This window comes from Methylobacterium sp. 1973, assembly GCF_040545035.1.
Taxonomy (GTDB): Bacteria; Pseudomonadota; Alphaproteobacteria; order Rhizobiales; family Beijerinckiaceae; genus Methylobacterium; species Methylobacterium fujisawaense.
The window spans coordinates 184,574-206,740 of sequence record NZ_JBEPLA010000003.1; the positions used below are offsets into that span (position 1 = coordinate 184,574).

The 22,167-nt window shown below is 66.5% G+C and carries 16 protein-coding genes; 12 read left to right on the forward strand and 4 right to left on the reverse strand.

Annotation, left to right across the window (positions count from 1 at the left end):
• Window positions 1–293 precede the first annotated feature (293 nt).
• Window positions 294–788 (forward strand): phosphohydrolase, encoded by a 495-nt coding sequence (locus ABIC70_RS07865; protein WP_354439370.1) that lies wholly within the window; start codon window positions 294–296, stop codon window positions 786–788.
• A gap of 393 nt (window positions 789–1,181) precedes the next feature.
• On the forward strand, window positions 1,182–1,340 hold the full coding sequence (locus ABIC70_RS07870; RefSeq protein ID WP_164706327.1) for a hypothetical protein: 159 nt from the start codon (window positions 1,182–1,184) through the stop codon (window positions 1,338–1,340).
• 157 nt (window positions 1,341–1,497) lie between these two features.
• Here the strand turns inward: ABIC70_RS07870 and ABIC70_RS07875 are convergent, their stop codons facing one another.
• Complete coding sequence (locus tag ABIC70_RS07875) at window positions 1,498–1,686, reverse strand: hypothetical protein (RefSeq protein WP_274926005.1); 189 nt, start codon at window positions 1,684–1,686, stop codon at window positions 1,498–1,500.
• Window positions 1,687–2,362: 676 nt separating this feature from the next.
• Here ABIC70_RS07875 and dsdA point away from each other — a divergent pair.
• Complete coding sequence (gene dsdA, locus ABIC70_RS07880; RefSeq protein ID WP_182592519.1) at window positions 2,363–3,652, forward strand: D-serine ammonia-lyase; 1,290 nt, start codon at window positions 2,363–2,365, stop codon at window positions 3,650–3,652.
• A 168-nt stretch (window positions 3,653–3,820) separates the two neighbouring features.
• On the opposite strand, the gene ABIC70_RS07885 is transcribed toward dsdA, so the two are convergent.
• Complete coding sequence (locus ABIC70_RS07885) at window positions 3,821–4,072, reverse strand: PilZ domain-containing protein (RefSeq protein ID WP_053608960.1); 252 nt, start codon at window positions 4,070–4,072, stop codon at window positions 3,821–3,823.
• Window positions 4,073–5,132: 1,060 nt separating this feature from the next.
• On the opposite strand from ABIC70_RS07885, the gene ABIC70_RS07890 reads away from it, so the two are divergent.
• From ABIC70_RS07890 to ABIC70_RS07905, 4 genes are all read left to right on the forward strand, one after another.
• On the forward strand, window positions 5,133–8,402 hold the full coding sequence (locus ABIC70_RS07890; RefSeq protein ID WP_354439561.1) for an efflux RND transporter permease subunit: 3,270 nt from the start codon (window positions 5,133–5,135) through the stop codon (window positions 8,400–8,402).
• Window positions 8,402–9,787, forward strand: coding sequence for an efflux RND transporter periplasmic adaptor subunit (locus ABIC70_RS07895; protein WP_354439372.1), 1,386 nt, complete (start codon window positions 8,402–8,404; stop codon window positions 9,785–9,787). Before ABIC70_RS07890 ends, ABIC70_RS07895 begins: the two co-directional genes overlap by 1 nt.
• Before the next feature lie 176 nt (window positions 9,788–9,963).
• Window positions 9,964–10,644: a response regulator transcription factor gene (locus ABIC70_RS07900; RefSeq protein WP_043347627.1), complete on the forward strand. Its 681-nt coding sequence runs from the start codon at window positions 9,964–9,966 to the stop codon at window positions 10,642–10,644.
• Window positions 10,631–12,016 carry a sensor histidine kinase gene (locus ABIC70_RS07905; RefSeq protein ID WP_043382161.1) on the forward strand — a complete coding sequence of 462 codons (1,386 nt, stop codon included), beginning with the start codon at window positions 10,631–10,633 and terminating at the stop codon, window positions 12,014–12,016. The genes ABIC70_RS07900 and ABIC70_RS07905 overlap by 14 nt, the downstream gene beginning before the upstream one ends.
• Before the next feature lie 67 nt (window positions 12,017–12,083).
• On the opposite strand, the gene ABIC70_RS07910 is transcribed toward ABIC70_RS07905, so the two are convergent.
• Window positions 12,084–12,377, reverse strand: coding sequence for a hypothetical protein (locus ABIC70_RS07910; protein WP_354439374.1), 294 nt, complete (start codon window positions 12,375–12,377; stop codon window positions 12,084–12,086).
• Window positions 12,378–12,426: 49 nt separating this feature from the next.
• Here ABIC70_RS07910 and ABIC70_RS07915 point away from each other — a divergent pair, with 49 nt between their 5' ends.
• Complete coding sequence (locus tag ABIC70_RS07915; RefSeq protein WP_354439375.1) at window positions 12,427–12,690, forward strand: hypothetical protein; 264 nt, start codon at window positions 12,427–12,429, stop codon at window positions 12,688–12,690.
• A 406-nt stretch (window positions 12,691–13,096) separates the two neighbouring features.
• Here the strand turns inward: ABIC70_RS07915 and ABIC70_RS07920 are convergent, their stop codons facing one another.
• Entirely contained in the window at window positions 13,097–14,695 is a 1,599-nt protein-coding gene (locus ABIC70_RS07920; RefSeq protein WP_354439376.1) for a porin, read from the reverse strand.
• 848 nt (window positions 14,696–15,543) lie between these two features.
• Here ABIC70_RS07920 and ABIC70_RS07925 point away from each other — a divergent pair.
• The 4 genes from ABIC70_RS07925 to ABIC70_RS07940 all read left to right on the forward strand — a co-directional run bounded on the left by ABIC70_RS07925 (window position 15,544) and on the right by ABIC70_RS07940 (window position 22,099).
• Window positions 15,544–17,304, forward strand: coding sequence for an ethylbenzene dehydrogenase-related protein (locus tag ABIC70_RS07925; RefSeq protein ID WP_354439377.1), 1,761 nt, complete (start codon window positions 15,544–15,546; stop codon window positions 17,302–17,304).
• A gap of 14 nt (window positions 17,305–17,318) precedes the next feature.
• Window positions 17,319–18,356: a 2Fe-2S iron-sulfur cluster-binding protein gene (locus ABIC70_RS07930; protein ID WP_354439378.1), complete on the forward strand. Its 1,038-nt coding sequence runs from the start codon at window positions 17,319–17,321 to the stop codon at window positions 18,354–18,356.
• Between the two features lie 75 nt (window positions 18,357–18,431).
• Entirely contained in the window at window positions 18,432–19,241 is an 810-nt protein-coding gene (locus tag ABIC70_RS07935; RefSeq protein WP_354439380.1) for a PstS family phosphate ABC transporter substrate-binding protein, read from the forward strand.
• Complete coding sequence (locus tag ABIC70_RS07940; RefSeq protein ID WP_354439381.1) at window positions 19,238–22,099, forward strand: putative bifunctional diguanylate cyclase/phosphodiesterase; 2,862 nt, start codon at window positions 19,238–19,240, stop codon at window positions 22,097–22,099. The genes ABIC70_RS07935 and ABIC70_RS07940 overlap by 4 nt, the downstream gene beginning before the upstream one ends.
• Window positions 22,100–22,167: the final 68 nt, after the last annotated feature.

Sequence of the window (22,167 nt, forward strand, 5' to 3'; positions counted from 1 at the left end):
CCATGGGCTCAATCCTGAAGTGCGACTCGCCGCTTGTCCGAACAGAGACAAGAGATGGCGAGTTCCGAGGAGCTGGGCAATAGTCCAAACGGTCATAACTTTCGGCCGACGCGCGAAGACTGCGCATCCGTGATATTTTCCGGACCCGCACCGTCTCGGCTTCGACGGCCCGGGTAAGACACGGCCTTCTTTGACGCGGGCCGGTCGGGAACACCCCAGCGCGTTAAGGACTTCACGGAGCTGGGAGCCGGAGCGACGGCAATCCGGTCCGGTGGATGCCGCAAGAGGGCAGCGTGCCGACGATCTTCGATGCCCATACCTTCGCCCTTACCGCGCATGCCGGTCAGCTCGACAAGTGTGGCGAGCCCTGCATGCGGCACCTGGAGCGCGTTGCGAACGCGGCCTTGGCCCGAGCCGGTCACGCCCGACTCAGCGACGGACTCGACATTGACCCGATGCGAGTGATGCAGGCGGCGCTCCTGCACGATGTGCTGGAGGACACGTCACGCACGACGACAGATCTTCAGGCGGCCGGTTTCGAGGCGGATATTATCAGAACGGTCACGCTTCTCACGAAGCCCGCCTGCCGGATCGCCTATTCGGAACGAATTGCGGCCCTGATCGGATCGGGTGATCTCGCGGCACTGCTGATCAAGATGTCCGATACGGAGGACAATCTTCGTCCCTCCCGGATACCGCCCGATGCCGCCTTCCTGCGCGAGCGCTACGCCGACGCCTTCGCGCGTCTGAAGTCGGCTGCGGCGGTGATGGGATACACAGGGCGCTGAGGCCGGGGGCAAACGGGTCGCGTTGTGATCCGCTTCCGACATCTCTGTGCCGCTGAACTGCAACGCCGCGATCCGCCGCCCAGAGTGGACGGAAAGCTGAAGGGTGAGGTCCCGGCGGCCGGGCTTGGCCTTCGCCGGTCAGGGTGCCCTTCCCGCCACCTGGGCTGCCGGCGGCACCGTCTGGCGTCTGAGGGAGATCGACTCGGAACTGATGATCGTCCCCCGGATTGCATCGTCTGCGGATGCTACCCCCCGCTTTGGCCGCGGAGGACGTCGCCGTATCAAAGCGGCGGGAGCAAAGTTCCGAGCGACGCAGGCTTCGGGCCAGCGGTCCTCAGCACTGAAGCCGAGCGCTGTCGGTCCCATTCCATGCATTTGCAAGAAGGAAGTTCCATGCCGTCGATCAGTCGTCTCTCGCTGGTAGGATTCATGCTGATCGGCCTCGCGGCCTGCGACGACAAGCAGGCGCAGAACAATACACCGACGAAGCCCGACACCACGAAGATGGAACCGCAGACCGATCAATCCGCACCGAACCCGCCGAAGCGCTAGAACCGTTCCCGATCGCCTCGCGATCAGGAGCGGCTCGAAGCCTTCGTCCTAAGGCGCCTCTTGCGCCGAACCGGCGTTCATTGCGGCGGCGCGTCCGCGCGCCGGCAGCCCGCGATCGTAACGGGGCCGACCGATGGACGGTCCGAGACATCTGCGGTCATGCCCGGTCCGATGTGGCCGCGGAGCCCTCCGGGCCGGAGGCGGTGGTTAAGGTAGGATCGCCGGAAGGCTCAGCCACGAACGGGGCGGCTGCGCCGAAGCTCAGGGCGGCTTGGACGAGGATGTCATCGAGCGTATCGGCAGCCCAAAGCGCGCCGTCGAATACGGACCACAGGATCTGGCGCATCGGTCTCCTCCCGCCGCATCCCGGGACGACGCCGCTCCCCGGCGTCGTCCCGGGATGCGGCGCTCATTCGGTTCGCAACTGCATGCTTAGACGAAGTGCATCGGCAGGGCACGATCGAGGACTTCGACGTAGGTTCCGGCCAGGACCGCGATGGTGGCCAGGGCGGCGGCGGCGGCAAGGGTGAGACGCGCAGTGAGGGTCATTGGAAGTCTCCATCGGATCCGCGACTGTCTTCGCGGTGTGATTCCGATGTAAGCTCAAGCTTTGCGGGCCGAAGTGCTCCCGCACACCTGAAAACGGATCGCGTGACCGTCGCGCGGCTCAGGGGAGCGGCAGTCCCGTCGGGAGCGTCGCGGGGCCGGAACGATCGCCGACGGCATCGACGGCGCGGTTCAGAGGGCCGGCGTGGCGTTTCCGTCCGTCGAGATCGTCTCCCTCTTACACAAGCCTCCCCCTGCGACGGCGTCTGGGTGACCTTCACGGGATGTCCGCCACCGCGACAGCGCCAGCCCCGACGAGGGCGCAAGGACGGATCGCCGGCCAGACCCACCATGCGCCCGATGGGCATGCCGAACGGCAGGTGGCTCTGATAAGCAGTCCGGGCGGAGACACGCGGCTGCGTCACCGACCCTCGCGCAGGTCGGACCGGCCCGAAGCGAGCGGGATCCAAAACGCCATGGCAGGGATCGTCGAGATGCAGAACAGCCCCGGGGTCGACCGCATCCCCGTCGCGGTCAAGCAGGCCTGTCCGACGATCTGGATCAACCCGGCGGTGGCCGACAGTGCGTCCGTCCTCCCGGATCTGGCGCTGGGCAGAGCCGACGTCGACGGTGCGGTGGCACGCTGGCAGCGCTTCGCACCGTTGCTGACGCGCCTCTTCCCGCAAGAGGTGTCAGGCCGAATCGATTCACCGCTGATCCCGCTGGCGGCCGGCTTGTCCGACACCATCCTGCGTGGAGCGGGGGGCCGTGTGCTGGTCAAGGCGGACCATGCATTGCCGGTGACGGGCTGCATCAAGGCACGCGGCGGCGTCTACGAGGTCCTGGCCTACGCCGAGGCGCTGGCCGCGCAGGCCGGACTGCTCGCCGAGGGCCGATCCTATGCGGCCTTCGCGGACCCGGAATTTCGCGACCTGTTTGGCCGTCACATCATCGCGGTCGGCAGCACCGGCAATCTCGGCTTCAGCGTCGGACTGATGGGACGGGCGCTCGGCTTCGCGGTGGAAGTCCACATGTCGCACGATGCCAAGGCCTGGAAGAAGGAACGCCTTCGGGAACTCGGCGCCCGCGTGGTCGAGCATCGCGGCGATTACGGTGCGGCGGTCGCGGCGGCGCGCAACGCCTATTCCGGACGCGGCGACGCGCATTTCGTCGACGACGAGGACTCGGTCGAGCTGTTCCTGGGCTATGCGGCCGCGGCCCTCGACCTGGAGCGCCAGCTCGCTGCAGCCGGGATCCCGGTTGGACCGGCCCATCCCCTGTTCGTCCATCTGCCCTGTGGCGTCGGAGGCGCGCCGGGTGGTGTCGCCTTCGGCCTGAAGCTGCTGTTCGGTGATTCCGTGCATCCGGTCTTCGTCGAGCCCGTGGCGTCGCCCTGCATGCTGGTTCAGCTCGCGGCGGGGCTCGAACGGCCGGTGAGCGTCTACGATGTCGGTCTCGACAATCGCACCGCCGCCGACGGGCTGGCGGTCGCCTCCGCGTCCATGCTGGTCGCTCGCACCCTCGAGAAGCTTGTCCGGGCCGTGGTCACGGTCCCCGACGATGCGTTGTATCGTTGGCTCAAGATCCTCTGGACGGAGGCGGGTATCCGCCTGGAGCCTTCCGCGGCGGCCGGCTTCGCGGCGGCGGGACGTTTTGCACAGATCATCCCGGCGGAGACGCGCGCCGCCGCAACCCACGTCATCTGGACGACCGGTGGTGCGCATCTCCCGGCCGAGGAGTTCGAGGCGGCGCTCGCCCGCGGCTGAGGGGCCTTCCCCGGGGCGGATGCCGACGTCGCGCGCCCCTTCGAACAGGGCTCGACGATCAGTGCCGGGTGGATACGCTCTCCGTCCCCGACCAGGGTGCCGCGAGGTAGACGGCGTCCGCCACTGGGACGCGGCCCGCCGCCTCGCCGCGCTCCCGAGACGCGACGATCATTCCATCAGATCGGTCAGGGCCCCGATCTCGTCGTCATTCTTCCAGACCGTCTCGCAACCGATCACCTTCTCGGTGGCGTCGATCGTCAGCTGGAATTCAGCGGGGACCCGCTCCGTGCCGACCAGCCGGAGGCGCACGCCCCAGCGGGACATGTCATGGACCACACAGGGTATCGTCGGGTGACCCGCGACCGCGATGCGTCCGTGCAAGTTGACTGATACGCGCCGGGCGCTTCGCTCTTTGATCATGACAGCTCGACCCCAAACAGGGTCAAGCTAGTGGCGAGGGCTCAAAAAGGTCTTCACGGATTCATTCGAATTGCCGGAATGGGCCTGCCATGACGGCTGCGGCCCGCCGCCGACCTCACGCACGCAGAAGTCTAAGGATAGGCGTGCCGGCGTGCGCGTTCGAAGGCATCCGCGCAGGCCTTGTCGAAGAGCCTGCACGGCGCTGGCGCATCGCCGGGTTCCGCCAACATCGGCTGACCGCGGATGTCTCCGGCTGAATGCACTTGAGAATATCGCGACCGCGGATCGAAATAGGGATCCGACGTGTAGCTGCTCATGAACGCGCCCCCTGCCGCCATCTCGCTCTCCGCACGCGCGGACCCGACCAAGCGCAGCAGCGTCAAGGCCAGGATGAGGAGCCCCAGGTATCGTCCGCCCACCGGCTTAACTCCTCGTCGAGCCTGACATCATCAGCACAGACGCCGATCGATCGGCGTCTTCATTCCGCCCCGGAGCGGCGGTGACGGGGGCCGCTCAGGTGTCCGAGAGGTTCGCTCGCCGCCATGGCACGGGGTGAGCGGACAGGCCGCAACCCGGCCGAAACGAGGCCCTGCGGTTCGATCACGCGAGACATCGGAGGCACCCCGGGTCGCGTGGCACGGGCAGCCCCGCGATACGCGGCAATGGCACCGGATCGGTCGGAGCGGCGCCAGGATGATCGTGCAGGATGTGCAAGAGACGCAATTAAATAAGTCTTCTAGCAGTAAAAATTCAATTTTTTTCCAAAATACCTTTTAATTTTCGACCGGCGCGCCGCCATCGGCGTCCGGTGCTGCAGCACATCGCCGGGATGGAGCCCGGCGATCCTTAAGAGAGCTGGGGCGTTTTTAATTTCTTGAAATCCGCTTTAGATTGTCGTGTCGAATTCATTCGAAGAGTGTTTCGGCGAAAGCTATATCTCTTCCGCGCCGGGCATTCGCCCTGTGTTCTCTCTGAAAACGAGGCATGATCTGCTCGATGTTCCCGCGGCCCGGCCGCCCGGGACGCGAGCCGGATCGTGATGGAAGATCCGACAGGTCACATGGAACTCGTCCGGTTCGCCCTGAAGTTTCGCAAGAGCTTCTATGTTCTTGCCGTCCTAATGTTCCTCGCGGGCGTCGGCTCCATTGCCGTGGCCCCCAAGGACGTCCTTCCCGCCGTCGACATACCGGTTGTGGTCGTGGTGTGGACCTACAACGGCCTCGATGCCACCGACATGGTCCAGCGGATCACGAATTACAGCGAGTTCTCGCTGTCGAGTAACGTGAACAACATCAGGCGGATCGAATCGACCTCGATCCAGGGCACCGTGACCGAGCGGATCTACTTCGATTCGGCGGTCAGCATCGATCTGGCGATGACCCAGGTCGACTCGGCCATGAACGCGATCCGCTCGCGCATGCCGCCGGGCGTGCAGCCCCCCGTCATCATGCGCTTCTCCGCCTCCTCGGTGCCGGTCATCCAGATGGCGCTGTCGTCATCCAAGCTGCCGCTCACCAAGGTCTTCGACTACGCGCAGTACCGGACCCGGCGGCGGCTCGCCGAGGTGCCGGGCTCCACGCTGCCGTCGCCCTATGGCGGCGCGCCGCGTCAGGTCATGGTCGATCTCGATCCCGCCAAGCTGCGCGCGATCGGCATGACGCCGCTCGATGTCCTGAACGCGGTCCTCAAGCAGAACCTCGTGGTGCCCTCCGGGCTCGCGAAGATCGGGACGCAGCAATACACCGTGCGCCTGAATTCGAGTCCGCAGCTGGTCGATAAGCTCAACCGTATTCCCATCAAGGTCGAGAACAACCAGCCGGTTCTGCTGCGCGATGTCGCCCATGTCCGGGACGGTTCGCCGCCGCAGATCAACATCGTCCGCGCGGATGGGCACCATTCGGTCCTGCTGCAGGTCCTCAAGAACGGCGCGGCCTCGACCCTGGACGTCGTGAATGCCGTCAAGGGCGCCCTGCCCGACATCCACGCGGCCGCGCCGAAGGGCATGACGATCACGCCGCTGTTCGATCAGTCGGTCTTCGTCTCGGACGCCATCTCCGACGTGGTGCGCGAAGCGGTGATCGCGGCCGGCCTCACAGGCCTCGCGATCCTGCTGTTCCTGGGGTCGTGGCGCTCGACCATCGTGGTGCTCGTCTCGATCCCCCTCTGCATCCTCACCTCTCTGTCGATCCTGGTCGCCCTGGGCCAGACCATCAACGTGATGACCCTGGGCGGCCTCGCCCTGGCGGTGGGTATCCTGGTGGACGATGCCACCGTGGCGATCGAGAACACCTACCGGATGTTCGAGGAGGGCTTCTCGTTCAGGCGCTCCGTGGTCGAGGGCGTCGCCGGTATCGCCAAGCCGGCCCTGATCTCGACGCTGGCCATCTGTTCGGCCTTCTCGGCGGTCTTCTTCCTCACCGATGCGCCCCGCTACCTCTTCGTCCCGCAGGCCGAGGCGGTGGTCTTCGCGATGCTGACCTCGTACCTGCTGTCTCGAACGCTGGTGGCGATCCTGATCGACGTCCTCGTCGCACCGGAATACGCGCAGCATCACGGCGGGTCGGAGGCGGGGCCCGAAGAATCCGCGGCGCCCCGGCGCCGCTCGGTCCTCGGGCGCGTGCTCGGCTTCGCGGTGCGGCCGCTCGTCTGGGCGTTGCGGTATCCGGTGCGTGGCGCCCTCGCCTTCCGGGCGGCCTTCGAGCGGGGCTTCGCGCGGTTCCACGCCGGCTATGTTGGACTTCTCTCCGCCGTGATCAGCCACCCGGCCCGCGCCCTGGTCGGCGTGATGGCCGTCTCCGCGGTGACCGCGGCGATCTTTCCCTTCGTCGGGCAGGATTATTTCCCGCAGATCGAATCCAGCCAGATGACGCTGCACATCCGCACGCGGCCCGGCGAGCGGATCGAGCAGGCGGAAAAGACCTTCGCGCAGGTCGAGGACGTCGTCAGGCAGGTCGTCCCAAAGGACGAACTCGGACTCATCCTCGACAATATCGGCCTACCGGCATCGAACTACAATTTCGCGTTCATGGACGCCTCCTTCGTCGCCTACAATGACGGGCAGATGCTGATCAACTTGAAGGGCGAGCACAAGCCGATTTCCTTCTATGAAAAGCGCCTGCGCAAGGTTCTGCACGAAGCCTTCCCGGACGATATCTTCTACTTCCAGCCCTCCGACATCATCACGCAGATCCTCAACTTCGGAACCGTCGCCCAGATCGACGTTCAAGTGTCCGGACGTCACGACGACAAAGACTTGGCCGTGGCGCGGGATCTCGTCCGCCGCATCGCGGCGGTCCGAGGCGCGGTCGATGTCCACCTGCACCAGATCGTCGACGCGCCGCAGATGTACGTGAATGTCGACCGGAGGCTGGCGTCCGAAATGGGGGTCAGCGAACAATCCATCGCTCAGAATCTGAACGTCTCGCTCTCCGGCTCATTCCAGGTCAGCCCGAACTTCTGGGCCGATCCGAAGTCCGGGATGCCCTATCAGCTGTGGGTCCAGACGCCGGAATGGCGCAACGCCGATATTCATCAGCTGATGAATACGCCGGTCTCCGTCCATGCGAACGGGCAGGACAAGCCGGGCATTCCGATCCTGCTGTCGAACATCGCCACGATGCAGCGGCAGCCGGAGCAGACGGTCATCAACCACGTCAACCAGCAGCCGACTCTCGACATCCTCGCCAACGTCCAGAACGCCGATCTCGGCAGCGTGCGAAACGCCGTCGACCGGATCGTCGCCGACGAACAGGCTCAGCTCCCGGCGCCGGACAGGATCCTGGTCCGCGGCCAGATCGAGAGCATGGAGAGCGCGTTCTCGCGGATCGAGCTCGGGCTCGGCATCGCCCTGGTGGCGGTCTACCTGCTGCTCGTCCTGAACTACCAGACCTGGGTCGATCCCTTCGTGGTCATCGCGGCGCTGCCGCTCGCCTTCTGCGGCATCGTGATGAGCCTGTTCATCACCAGCACGGCGTTCTCGATCCCGGCCCTGTTCGGGGCGATCATGTCGGTCGGCGTCGCGAGCGCGAACTCGATCCTGCTCGTCACCTTCGCCAAGGAGCATCGTGAAGCCACCGGCTGCTCGGCCCGCGAGGCCGCCCTCATGGCCGGGCATACCCGCCTGCGGCCTGTGCTGATGACAGCGTCCGCCATGTTCCTGGGCCTGATCCCCATGGCGATCGGCGCCGGCGAAGGCGCCGAGCAGAACGCCGCCCTCGCCCGCGCGGTGATGGGCGGGATCGGGATGGGAACCGTGTCGACGCTGCTGTTCGTCCCCCTCCTCTACACCCTGCTCCGGCGTCAGCCGATCAAGCCCCTCGAGGATTATTGATGACCGCTTTCACCGACCCTCCCGAGGCCGGCGCCGAGCCTGCCGCGCGGGCGCACCAGCACGCGCTCGAGGTCGATCCGCTGCGGCGGGACGAGGCCGGAGAGACCCTGGCCCAGGCCGCGCCACCGCCGCCGCGCAAGCGGCCCTTCCTGGTGGCGTTCCTCGCCCTCGGCAGCGCCCTCGGGCTCGGCGCGTGGCACCATTGGGACGTCTATCAGGCGTCGCTGGAGACCCAGGCCGAAGCCGTGGACTTCGTGCCTACGGTCCGCACCGGCCCAGCGACCGTGGATGACGGGCCCATGCGGCTGACCCTGCCGGGGCAGACCGAGGCGTTCGACCATGCCGACATCTTCGCCCGTGCCACCGGCTACATCGCCGAACGCAAGGTCGATATCGGCTCGCGGGTGAAGAAGGGCGATCTGCTCGTCCGCATCGCCGCACCGGACCTGGATCAGCAGGCCCGGCAGGCCGAAGCCCAGCTCGGTCAGTTCAAGGCCCAACTGGCGGTGGCGCAGGCGGACGTGGAGCAGGCCAAAGCCAACGTGACGCTCGCCAACGTCACCGACGCGCGCACCGCGACCCTGGCCGGTCAGGGCTGGGCATCCAAGCAGAATGCCGACCAGACCCGCGCCGGCATGCTGACGGCCACGGCCTCCCTTGCCGCCGCGCAGGCGAAGGTGAAGGTCGCGGAGGCCAACATCACCGCGCAGCAGGCCACCGTCGAACGGCTTCGCACCCTGACGACCTTCGAGAACGTGGTCGCGCCCTTCGACGGCATCATCGTCGCCCGCAAGGTCGACGTCGGCGACCTCGTCCATGGCGATGCCGGCAGCGGGACGCCGCTCTTTTCGATCGACAGCATCGATGTCCTGCGCGTGACCGTGCAGGTGCCTCAATCGGCGGCGGTGGGCATCCATGATGGCGTGAAGGCGCGCGTTCAGGTTGCGCAGATCCCGGATCGCACCTTCGCGGGCACGGTGTCGCGCAGCTCGGTCGCCCTCCAATCCTCGGTCCGGACGCTCGACACCGAGGTGGACGTCGCCAATCCGGAGGGAACGTTGCGACCGGGCCTCTACGTCGCCGTGACCTTCGAGGTCCCGCGCATGCACCCGCGCGTGGTCATCCCGTCCGAGGCGCTCATCTTCGACGCAGGCGGAACGCAGGTCGCCGTGGTCGGCACGGACGACATTGTGCATCTCCGGCCGATCACGATCGCGCGGGATCTCGGCACCCGCCTCGAGCTGCGCAGCGGCCTCAGCAGCGGTGAAATGGTCGTCCTCAACCCGCCTGCCGACCTCCGGGAAGGCGGCCGGGTCGTTCCGAAAGGCCCCACCGCTTCCCGGATCCCCACAGCCAAGCTCTCCGAGCAGGCGAGCGCGGAGTGAGGCGCATGGTTCAGATCCCGCGCTCACCTGTAAGCTTTGCCGAGCCGATGATGCAGAGCGATAGCCCCGAGCCGTCCCCATTTGACTCCGGAACCGAAGAGGATATTTCCGGCTCCTCCTCCGAGCTGCAGGAGACCAAGCAGAGCCGACGAATACAAAATAAGAAGGAAAAACGGATGGCCAGCGTATTGGTGGTAGAGGACGACCGGCGGGTCGCGGCCGAGATCGGATCGGCACTCGCGGAATACGGATTTCAGGTTGACGAGGCCCCAAGCGGCAGTATCGGATTACGCAAGGCCCTCGACGGTAAATTTGACGTGATCGTTCTGGACCGGATGCTTCCGGAGATTGACGGCCTGTCGCTGCTGACCAAGCTGCGCGCCGCCAAGGTGTCGACGCCGGTCCTGATCCTCAGCGCCCTCTCGGCCGTCAACGAGCGCGTCGACGGCCTGCGCGCCGGCGGCGACGACTACCTCGCCAAGCCGTTCGAGTTCATCGAACTCACCGCCCGCGTCGACGCGCTGGCCCGCCGCAAGATGGCCGCCGAGGCGGTCAACGAACTCGTCGTCGGCGACCTCCGCCTCGATCTGATCGACCGCGTCCTCTACTGCGCCGAGCGCGAGATCGAACTCCTGCCCAAGGAGTTCGCGATCATCGAGTTCCTGATGCAGAACGCCGGCACCCTCGTCAGCCGGAAAATGATCTTCGAATCCGTCTGGGGCTACAGCTTCAATCACCAGTCGAGCGTCATCGACGTCCATATCGGCAAGATCCGGAAGAAACTCGATCCCGACGGGCTCAACCCCCGCATCCATACCGTGCGCAACACAGGCTTCATCCTCCGTGCGCCTGCTTGAAGTCCGGCGCACGAGCGGCTTCCGGGTCGCCTGCCTGTTCTTCGCGACCTTCGGAACGGCGTCGCTCGCGCTGTCGGCCTTCCTGTACGTCGACACGCGCAGCTACGGCCGCAAGGCCGCGTTCGAATGGGTGGGATGGGAGTCGAAGCATCTTCTGGGGCTGTCCCCGCGCGCGCTGCGCGAACGGATCGACGCCTCCGAGGATTTCGCCGAAGGCGGCCGCCCGCTGGTGCTGTTCGGGCCCGATCAGACGCGCCGGGCCGGCGCACCGATCCCTTTCCCGGTCACGGCGCCGGTTGGCCGGCCGTTCATCCTGTCACAGCCGACGGATCACGGCACCCGCGCGCTGTTCAGCCAACTCACGGAGCTGCCAAGCGGCGAGTATGTCCTCGTCAGCCGGTCTGCCAAGGATCTGGAGACCCTGGAAAAGGCGCTGGTCGAGACCTTCGTCTGGGGCATGATCGCCACCATCGTCATCGGTCTGATCGGCGCCGTGGTCTTCGGGGCCGGCTCCCTGCGGCAGAACGATGCGATCACCAAGGCGGTGGAGCGCATCATGCGGGGCGATCTGAGCGAGCGTCTGCCGACGCGCGGCGTCTCGGCCGACCTCGCGCACCTCACGCGTGTGGTCAACGACATGCTGGATCAGCTTCAGCGGCTGATGCTGGAGATCAAGGGGGTCAACGAGAACATCGCCCACGACCTGCGGACCCCGCTGACCCGGGTGGTCGGCACGCTGGAACGGTCGCTGCGCAAGGCCGACAGCGTCGAGGCCTTTCGGGCCTGCAACGAGGACGTGCTTGCCGAGGTCAAGTCGATCGTCGTGCGCTTCTCGGCGCTGCTGCGGATTTCGGAGATGGAGGACCGGCTGCGCCGATCGGGCTTCACCGAGGTCGATCTCGGGCGTTTGCTCGAGGACGCCGTCGAGTATTACGAGCCGCTGGCCGTGGAGCGCGGCATCCGGATGCGCTGGGAGCGGCCGGACGGGCCCTGCCTCGTGGAGGGTGATCGCAGCCTGATTTTCGAGGCGGCGAGCAACTTGATCGACAACGCCTTGAAGTTCACCCCGGCCGGCGGAGAGGTCGCGGTCACGCTGCTCCAGCATCCGGCGGGCATCCGCGTCGTCGATACCGGCTGCGGCATCCCGGCGGACGAGCTCAGCGCGGTGCGGGCGCGGTACCGTCGCGGTGCCTTGAAGACCGACAAGAGCGGCTTCGGGATCGGCCTGAGCTTGGTCGATTCCATCGCGCGGCTCCACAGTGCCACCTTCGACATCGCCAGCGACGGCGCCGGCTGCTGCGTCACCTTCCGTTGGGCGCGCACGGTCGCGAACACGCCGTCCATCGACCTTGTCCCCGCCCCTGCCCTGTAGCGCCGCCGCGCCCGGCCCCTTCCCGTCGTCAGGAGCGCCGGGCGCGCGGAGCCTCCGATGCGGCGTCTCAGTAGGACGACCGCCCGTGTCGACGCTCGCGGGTGTTGTAGCGGCTCCACTGAGGATTGGCCGGGACCGTTCCGATCGAGGCGGGCCGCTGAACGGCCGCGCTGTAGCCGGTCGCGCCTTCCCACATGCCGCCGGCTTTGTCGTTGCCCTCGGCGGCGGACCACGCGTCGAGACCGCTGCCGTTTGTCCGGATGATGAGGCTCGGATCGATCGACGGACCTCCATCCTGCGCGAACGCCGGAGCCGCGATCAGCATGGCGCCCATGGAACAGGCCAGGACAATGCTCTTCATGATAATCTCCCGTCTTTGTTCTGTCGCGAACCGGCGACGTGAGTAATACATGCAGCACAGACGGTTTGAAGGCTATATTTTATTGCAGAATAATTCTTTCGCTCTTTGTTTCGGCTTCAATCTTGAAAGGTTTTTTGAATTTTTGACCTTGGCGAAGGCGGAGTGCAGCGCGAGCGGCGTTCGAGCCCGCCGCGCCGGGATCGCGGACGCGGCCCTCTGCATGGGGTTTGCTGGCATTTGGCTCGGTGAAAGAAGCGACGGCTTTTCGGGCCGACAACGCCCGACGGTTGCGCAACACGCCTGTGCGGCTTGAGAGGCTGTGCGGGGTGGCGCTCGAAGGCCTGCAAAACCCGGTCTTTGACCCGGGAGATGGCGCAGGAGATCGCTCACCTGGATGCCGGCCGGCGTCGAACATGAAAAAGCCGACCGGTTGCCCGGTCGGCAGAGTCTTTTGGGTCTGAAGCTTTGGATCAGGTCGGCCCTGCCCTGGTACCCGGGCCCGCCGATCTGAAACCGTAGCATCTGCTCGACCGGAGGCGAAGCGAGCCGCCGAAGAGCTGTATTAGTTGTAGCTCGTTCCGCGTCATTATCAATTAAAAGAAGTTTTATTTGCCGAACAAAACCGAAAATTTCCAAGCGTCTTCCGGTCAAACAAAAGCCCAGCCGAATGGCTGGGCTCGAAATTTCTTGTTGTGAGTGGTTGCGCGCGTCGCTGGCGCTCAGAAGTCCCGCTGCACGCGGAAGCGGAACTGGGCCGCGTCCTGAGAACTCACGTAGCGCAGCGCGTTCTTGGAGATGTCGGGCGTCACACCATTGTTGAGGGCGGTGCGGATGTACTCGCCCTCGACCCCGATATCCAGGTCCTTCACCGGAGTCCAGATCAGGCTCGCGCCGGTGATGATCTGGTTGTTTCCTCTCAGGACAGGACTTGTGGCGAAGGCCAGGGCATTGGAGGCGCTGGCGCCGGCCGGTGCGAAGCCGAAGCCCAGGAGGCCGAGGGCATTGCGGCCCTTCGAATTGTAATCGATCTGAGCGTAGCTTCCGAAGAAGGCCGACCGCCAGGCCGGTGACCAGTAGTGAAGCATCGACGCGACGGCCGAAAATGACGTCGACAGCTCGAGACGGCCCGTGGTGGGGTTGAGGACCGCATCGGCGTAGTATTGGGCGAACGAGCCGCCACCCACGGGCGCTGCGCCGAGGGCATCGTACGGAGCCGTGTAGTTCGAGATGCCCGTATAGGCGATGGCACCCTGCCCGTAGGCGCCCTGAAGGTACAGCGTATCGCCCGTCGCGATGAACGGCAGATTGACCTTCAGGCCGCCCTGGACCGCCCATCCATAGGCGTTCGACGCGCGTCCCGTGGGCGATATGCCGAGACCGGTGGTGGCCGTGGTGATGCCCCCCACCGTGCTTCCGGCATCGCCCGCATTGATCTCGTGGATGGCGGCCGACACCTGGGCGGATCCCCAGGCCTGATCGATGCGCGCCACGCCGATGAAGTCGGGCATCCGGCTTTTCTGGGTCACATCGACGAAAGCCACGTTGCCGGGACTAACAACGATCGGTGCGAGGAAGGTCGCGGGCGTGAACGGGTTGAAGGCGTTGCTGTAGCCCGCGAACCCGCCGCCCGCCGTGAAGGCGCCGACAGCGGCCCCCGTGCCGAAGATCGGAAAGCGGCGATAGACCGGGTCTTCCATGGAGGCCGTCAGGGTGACGCCGTTCCCGAGCGTCGCCGAATAGGCGAGCAGGTTCGTGCTGAACGTGTCGGATCCGGCCGTTCCGCCGATCAGCTCGAAGTCGTGGGCATAGAAGTCGAAGAACGAGGAGGCGCGGCCCGCGGTCAGGCCGGCGAACTGAATGAACGCCTTGTCGGCGTTGATGTAGGTTTGCGTGCGCCCGAACGCGTCGGCGCCGAGTCCGGCGATCGCCAAGCTCTCGCGCTGCCTCGATCCGGAGGTCAGGAACGGGCCGCTGCGGTTGGCGACGTCGACCCGCAGGAAGGCTCTGAGGGTTCCGTAATCGGTCTGGGTCCGCGCATCGAGGTTGATCCGCATCAGGCCCAGATATCCGGTCAGGTCGCCGCCACCGCCGGTGCGGACCTTGCTGGTCTGATACAGGAAGTCATACCGCGCCCTGCCGGATATGCGGAGGCAGGTATCAGTGCCGGGAATATAGAAAAAGCCCGCTCCGTACGCGTTGCAAACGCGCACGAATTCGACTGGCGCTGACTTCAGGGTCGGCAAATCTGCGGCTTGTGCGCCTGCAATCGGAAGCATCAGAGCTGAAGAGCCCAGTAACAGCGCCTTGATTTTGGTCATGGTGTCCCCGCATCCGACGCCGTGGCCATGGAGGTGCCAGCGTCAACCCAATGATCCGCGTTCACGCGCGTGCGGGATGACCGGCACGATGCGACGTCGCAGTGTTTTGGAGATTTGGCCGGCCTATCGATCGGCAGCTTGACCGTATCTATCAAGTAATGATTTTACAAATAAATTAGACTTGTATTTTTCAACTACAATTCGGTTCCTTAAATTTGTTTTTGTATCTGAATCTTGAAACGACGACGAAGCGCGGGGCTTTGCGGTTGCGACGTTTCCGCGGCCAGGCAAGGTCCTGCTCAGGGGGAAGCCGCGGACGGGATCGCCGATCGTCCGGGTGAGCGGCGGCGCCACGGCGCCTGTCCGTCGTCGCGATGTCACGCGCAACCATCGAAACGGATCGCCGTCCGCGCCCCGCGTTCCCGCCGGCGGCCCCATCGGTCCGGGGAGACCGAAAGCCTCTGCGGTCATGCTCCCGAGCGAGGCGCTGACGCTCCTGAGCGTGCATTGGACCGAATGCCGTGCCGATCTCGCTCGATGGCCGGCCCGCCCTACAAGCCGGACGGAGCAGGCCGGCAGGATGCGACATGGATCCGCCGGCCATTGCCCGCGGGCATCAGCGGACCCCGAATGGAAACGATGGCGCAGCCGATGCGATCGGTCGCCGAACCACGATGGCCGGACCGTTTCGCAACGGGGGATTCGGTCGATTGCTCAGGACGGCGCCGTTAAGCATATCCGCGAGGAATCTCGGATTTGAAAGCTCGGCCATATCGCCGGGTGTGGTCTATGATTTACAAAGTCCTAACGCAGGTCGGATAAATTGCGCCGATTGAGCGGAGGATCGAATGTCGGAACCGCTGACCCTCGCGCCCCATCCGTCTCGTGGCGCCGCGGCACCGTCCGAACCGGGCGTGCGCCTCGACCGGCATCCCCGCTCCGATACCGGCACGATCGTCATCCATTGGATCGTCGCCGGCGCGATGGTTGCGAGCCTGCTCACGGGTCTGCGCATCTCGGCCGACGCTCCTGTGGCGCGCACCGCGAAATTCCTGGCCCCGTTTCTGCCGCAGGGCGAAGTCTGGACCGTGCACTTCGTGGCTGGTCTCACCCTGTTCTTCGGGATCACGGCCTATCTCGTCTATCTCGTGCGCGGACGTCTCACGGATCGCAATGGCCTGTCCCGGCTTCGCGCGATCCGCGTTAGCGGCCGGAGCAGGGCGGCGCGGAAGGCGCGGTGGGGTGGCGTCAACGTCGCCCTGCACTGGCTGATCTATGCCGTCACCCTCGTCCTGACCGGCACCGGCATCGCGCTCTATCTCGGCTATGGCGGCTGGGTCGTCTGGCTGCACGCCACCTGCGCCCTGGGCGCGCTGGCCTACATCGCCATCCACACCCTCGCGCATTTCATGTATGGCGAGCTGTGGCAGCTCCTGCGGCTCTTCCGCCCCGCGCCCCTGGCGGACGGGGCGACCCGCCGCCGTCGGCCCTTGCTGGCGGCCGCAATCGTCGGCCTGCCCGTGGTGGGTTTGCTGGCCTGGGCAGATCTGACGGGTCGCTCCACCCTCGTGGTCGACAAGGTTTCGGTCGGCCCCGACCTGTCGAAGCTCCTCGACGATCCCGTCTGGCGCACCGCCCGACCGGTTTCAGTCCGGACGATGCAGGGCGCCAATTTCGGCGGCACCGGCGAGACCACCGTGGAGATCCGCGCGGTGCGCGATGGGGCGAACGTCTACTTCGCTTTTCGGTGGTGGGACCCCTCCCGCTCGCTGAAGCGCGTCCCGATGATCAAGAAGGCCGACGGCTGGCATCTCCTCGACGCGGACGCCGCCAAGGCGGACGTGACCGGATACTACGAAGACAAGCTCGCCGTGATCTTCTCGCGCTCCGATGCCTTCGGCAGCGGCGGCTCGACCCATCTCGGTGCCCGCCCCCTGCCGGACGCCCCCGCGCCTCTGAACGGCCGCGGCTACCACTACACCACCGACGGCAGCTACATCGACATGTGGCAGTGGAAGGCGGCCCGGGGCGGCATGCTGGGCGTCGTCGAGGACATGCATATCGGGCCGCCCACCGAGCCGACCGCCGCGGAGCGGGCTGTGAAGGGCCGCTACCAGGCGGGCTACTGGGGCGATCCCGGCACAAGCACGTACCGCTACAATTTCCGCTTCGAGGGCCCCGGTGGCTACGAAGGCGCCGTCGAGCCGCTGCGGCTGCCCAAGGACTGGCGGGCCACCGTGGCCAGGCTCGGGACCATCGATCTGGGCCTCGATGCCAGTACCGCGCCGGGTTCGGCTTGGTGGATGGTCGAGAAGACCGAGACGGTTGCCTACTCGGCGGCCGGCGACGCAGAGATACCGGTCGGGACCGTCATGCCGGGTGTACTCATGACAGACGGCTATTCGGGCGATCGGGCCGGAATCTCGGCGGCGGCCGACTGGGCTGACGACCATTGGACCCTGGTGGCCTCGCGCAAGATCGCGACCGGCAGCAAGTACGACGTCGATTTCCTGCCCGGCAGCAAGTTCTTCCTCTACGTCTCGGCCTTCGATCACACGCAGACCCGCCACACGCGGCACATGCGGCCGGTCGAAGTCCTGCTGCGCTGACGCGGGATCGCAGCATGACCGATCGCGTCTCCCTCGTCGTCAATGGCCGGCCCATCAGTGCCGGCGCCGGACAGACCCTCCTCGACGCGGGTCTGGCATCCGGCCAAGCGATCCCGCACGATTGCGCCACCGGCCAGTGCGACACCTGCCGGGTCCGGATCCATTCCGGCTCGGTGGACGATGCCGGGACCCGCATCGGCGACACCGTCCTGGCGTGCCGGGCGCGCCTGACCGCGGACATCGCCATCGAGTTCGACGAGGTTCCCGACGTCGTGCGGCGGGCCGGCATCGTGGACAGCGTGGTCGAGCTCACTGCCGAGATCGTCGAGGTCACGGTCGCGTTGCGCAAGCGGCTGATCTATCTCCCGGGACAGTACCTTCGCGTCTCCTTCGCCGGCCTGCCCGCCCGCGACTACAGCCCGACCCTCCGCGTGGACGGATCCGGCGAGCTGAACGAATTGATCTTCCAGATCCGCCGGCAGCCCGACGGCGTGGTGTCGCCGCAGCTCGGCGGACGGATCGGACCGGGAACCGCCGTGAAGGTCGAGGGTCCGTTCGGAGCCGCGTTTCACAGGTTGGGGCGCGGCCGTCTCGTCGTCGTTTCGTCCGGCGTCGGCTTTGCGCCCGCCTGGGCCGTCGCCCGAGCGAGCCGCCTGCGTGAGCCGGAGCGCGACCTGCTCGTCGTGGCCGGCACGCGCGAGGCGCAGAATCTCTACATGCGTCCGGCCCTGGAATGGCTGCGCGACCGGGGGGCGGCGACGATCTTGACGTGCAGCGGCCGCAACCCACCCACCGACGCCCGAGCCGGGCGGCCGACCCTCCATCTGCCGAGGCTCACGCGGGACGACACGGTTCTGGCCGCCGGCGCCCCCGAGATGGTCGCGGCGGTGCAGTTCCTGGCGGCCGCGACCGGTGCGACCTGCTACGCTGATCCGTTCTACGCCGCGACACACAGGCCGGACCGGAGCCCGCCGTCCGACACGAACTTCTTCCAGCGTTTTCTCCAGCGCGTGGCAGGTAATCGGACCGCTAAAACGGATCCGGTCGCCTAGCGGATCGTCAACCACATCTTCAAAGCAACCTAGTTGGTGACTCGAGGTTAAGCATTCGAGACGCATTCTGCGGCAATGGGCCCCATATTCGCGAACGTTCGAAGCGCTACCGCGCTCGCCATTCTCCTCCTCACCGCGTCGACCGGCGTCCGGGCGGAGGATCTGCCGATCGTGGGTACGGGCGACGGGATCGAGATGCTCCAGGCCGTCGCCGATTCCTACAATGCGGAGCATGGCCAAGCCCGCGTCTCGGTTCCCCCGAGCATTGGCTCCGGGGGGGCCGTGGCGAGCGTGGGCGGTGAGCGCCAGAAGCTCGGGCGGGTCGCGCGTCCGCTCACCGAGACGGAGAAGGCGCAGGGCCTCGTGGAGGTGCCGCTCATCCGAATTCCGTCGGCCATCTTCGTTCATCGCGGTGTCGGCGTGGCGACGTTGACGAGCGCACAGGTGGCCGCGGTCTTCTCGGGCGGGATCGACAACTGGAGTGCCCTCGGCGGGCCCGATCTGAAGATCCGGGTGGTCCGCCGCGAGGAGACCGACAGCACGCTGTCGGTGCTCCGGGCGACCATGCCGGGCTGGCGTGATCTCGTCCTGACCAGCCGCTCGAAGACCGCGACCACCACGCAGGACGCGATCGCGACCGTTCGGGATACGCCCGGCGCCATTGGATTCGGCCCTTTCTCTCCGGGTCTGGCAAGCGATTTCACGGTTCTGTCGATCGACGGCAGGGCGCCGCGTGACCCGGGCTATCCCAGCGCGGTGACCCTGGCGCTCATCTACAAGACCGCCACGAAAGACGCGGAGGCGTCGGCGTTCGTCGCCTTCGCAACGTCGGATCGCGCCGGGCAGTTGATGGCGGAGCGGGGCGGCGCCCCGCTCAAGCCGTGACGGGCACCGTCTTCTCGCGATCCCTGCGCGCCCGCCTCGTCGGTGCGACGCTCTCGACGGCCGCGATCGCACTCGCGGCTCTCGTTTTCCTCGTGGTTCTCCGCTCCGAGCAGACGTTGCGGGAACAGGCGCAGGAAGTCACGACCTGGTCCGAAACCCAGCTCTCCGATCGCCTCCTGAGCGATGCCAAGCTCGCCGCGGCCCGGCTCGCGATGCAGCGCGAGGATGTCGAGCGCCGCTTCGCCACCATGGCAAAGCGCTGGGATGTGGTGAAGGCTGTGTTCTCCGGCAACACGGTGGCGGCGTCGGAGCTCATGCGGCCCGCCCTCGCCCTGGCGGATGTCGACGGGGCGATCGCCTTCGACGTCAACCTGCGCGCCCTCACCGCCGACCGCGTCGATGCGGATCTCCTCGCCGCCAATGCGGCCTTCGGGACGACGGCCGTCGCCACCGCGTTGCGCGCCGTGATCGCCGGGAACGACCGGGAGCACGCGAACGGGTTTGTGCTGTCCCTGCGCTGGGACGACGGCCTCGCGAAGGCGCTCGCTGCCGAAGAGTCCGGTGCGGTCGCCGATGTCTTCGGCCAGCCGCTGTTCGACGAATTCGGCGACGTGATCGGCGGACTGGTCGGTTATCGCGTCCTGCGACCGCACGAGCCGACCCTGACTGCCTTCGCATCGCTGAGCGGACGCGACGTGCTGATCCTGTCGGGGCAGAACCTCCTCTCCTCGGCCGGTGCCGACGTCGCCGACGCGCGGCTCGGCGACATCTCGGGCGCGGATCTGCACGCCGTCGTGGGGGCCGAGAAGGTCGCGCGCTGCCTTCCTCAGCTTCCGGATCTCCGTCTCTGCGTCGCGGCGCCGCTGCGTGAGTTGCAGCAGCTCACCGGAAAGGTCGTCGGCATCGGCGAGGAGAGTTCCCGCTCGCTCCTCAGGACGCTCAGCGTCGTCGCGGGCCTGACCCTATGCCTTGTCGCCCTGGTCCTGCTCATCCTGTCCAGCCGGATCACCCGTCCGCTGGTGCGCATCACGCAGACGGTGTCCGAGGTGGCGCGCGGGAACTGGCACGTCAGCGTGCCCGATATCGACCGCGCGGACGAGGTCGGCGACATCGCCCGCGCCGTCGTCGTGCTCGAACATTCCCTGTCGGAGCGGGATCAGCTGCGCGACGACGTCTTCCGGCAGAACACGATCCTGACGGAGCGCGAGCGGCAGCTGCAGGAGCAGAACGAGCGATTCGATGCGGCCCTGAACAACATGTCCCAGGGCCTGTGCATGTTCGGCGCCCATGGTCGCCTCAAGGTGTTCAACGCGCAGTTCTGCCGGATCTACAGTATCGCTCCGGGTGCGCTCGAAGCCGAACCGACGCATGCGGATGTCCGCCAGCTGGCCGGTCTTGCGGATTGGTCGGGTCCGGAGAGCCGCCCGCACCGGCGGTCTCTGACCAGGACGCTCGCGGACGAGCGATGCGTCGAGATCACCGTCGAGCCCATGGCGGATGGCGGCTGGGTGGAAACGCATGAGGACGTCACCGCGAGCGTGACGGCCCAAGCCCGGATCGCCCATCTCGCGACCCACGACGCCCTGACCGGTCTCTCCAACCGGGCCCTGCTTGCGGATCGCTTGGCCGCGGCCTTGGCAGGCCATGCGCATGACGGCCGGGCGGTGACCGTGATCTGCCTCGACCTCGACGACTTCAAGGGGATCAACGACACCCTGGGCCACCCGGCAGGCGACGAGTTGCTCCGGCAGGTCGGTCGACGCCTGACCGTGCTCTGCCCGCCCGGCGGCACCGTTGCGCGGCTCGGCGGTGACGAATTCGCCATGGTCCTCTCGGAGGCGGATTTACCGGCCGGCGTTCTCGCGCTGGCGGATGAGGTCCTCACCCAGCTCAGGCGGCCGTTCATCCTCGCCGGACAGTTCGTGTCCGTCGATGCGAGTCTCGGGCTCGCGGTCTCCGCGGCGGACGATGCCGACGGCGACGATCTCCTGCGTCGCGCCGACGTTGCCCTCTATGCCGCCAAGGCCGACGGTGGCCGGCGCGTCCGCGTCTTCGAGCCGGAAATGGAGGAACGCCAGAATCAGCGACGCTGGCTCGAACGGGAGTTGCGGCTGGCGATCGGGACCGACCAGATCGCGCTGCATTATCAGCCGCTGTTCGATCTGGCGACGAACGCGGTGACCAGTTTCGAGGCTCTGGCCCGCTGGCATCACCCGGAGCGGGGCATGATCTCGCCCGGGGAGTTCATTCCGGTCGCCGAGGCGACCGGGCTGATCGACGCCCTCGGCGCTTACGTCCTGCAAAAGGCCTGCGCGGACGCGATGGGGTGGCCGGGCAAGCAGCGTGTCGCCGTCAACATCTCGCCGATCCAGTTCCGCGAAGGCAATCTCGACCGGTTCGTCGAGGAGGTCCTGCGCACGACCCGACTGCCGAGCCAGCGGCTCGAACTCGAGATCACCGAATCCGTGATCCTGAGCCAGGATCAGGCGAGCTTCGATATGCTGACCCGCCTGCGTCGCCTGGGCGTGCGATTCTCGATGGACGATTTCGGGACCGGCTACTCATCCCTGAGCTCGCTGAACACCTTCCGCTTCGACAAGATCAAGCTGGATCAGTCGTTCGTCCGGAATCTCTTGGAGAAGGACGAGGCGGCTGCCATCGTCCACGTCGTTGCCGAACTCGGTCGCAGCCTGAAGATCACCACGACGGCCGAGGGCGTCGAGACGCCGGAACAGCTGGCCCGGCTGCGGGCGAGCGGATTCTCGGAGGTTCAGGGCTATCTGCTGAGCCGGCCGATTCCGGCGGCCGACGTACCCGACTTCATCAACACGCAGAACGCGTTGAACGCCGCGGCCTAAAGGCGCCCTGTGTCTGACGGCCCTCAGCACTCGGGCGGTTCGCGCGCGCAACGGGGCGATATGGCCCG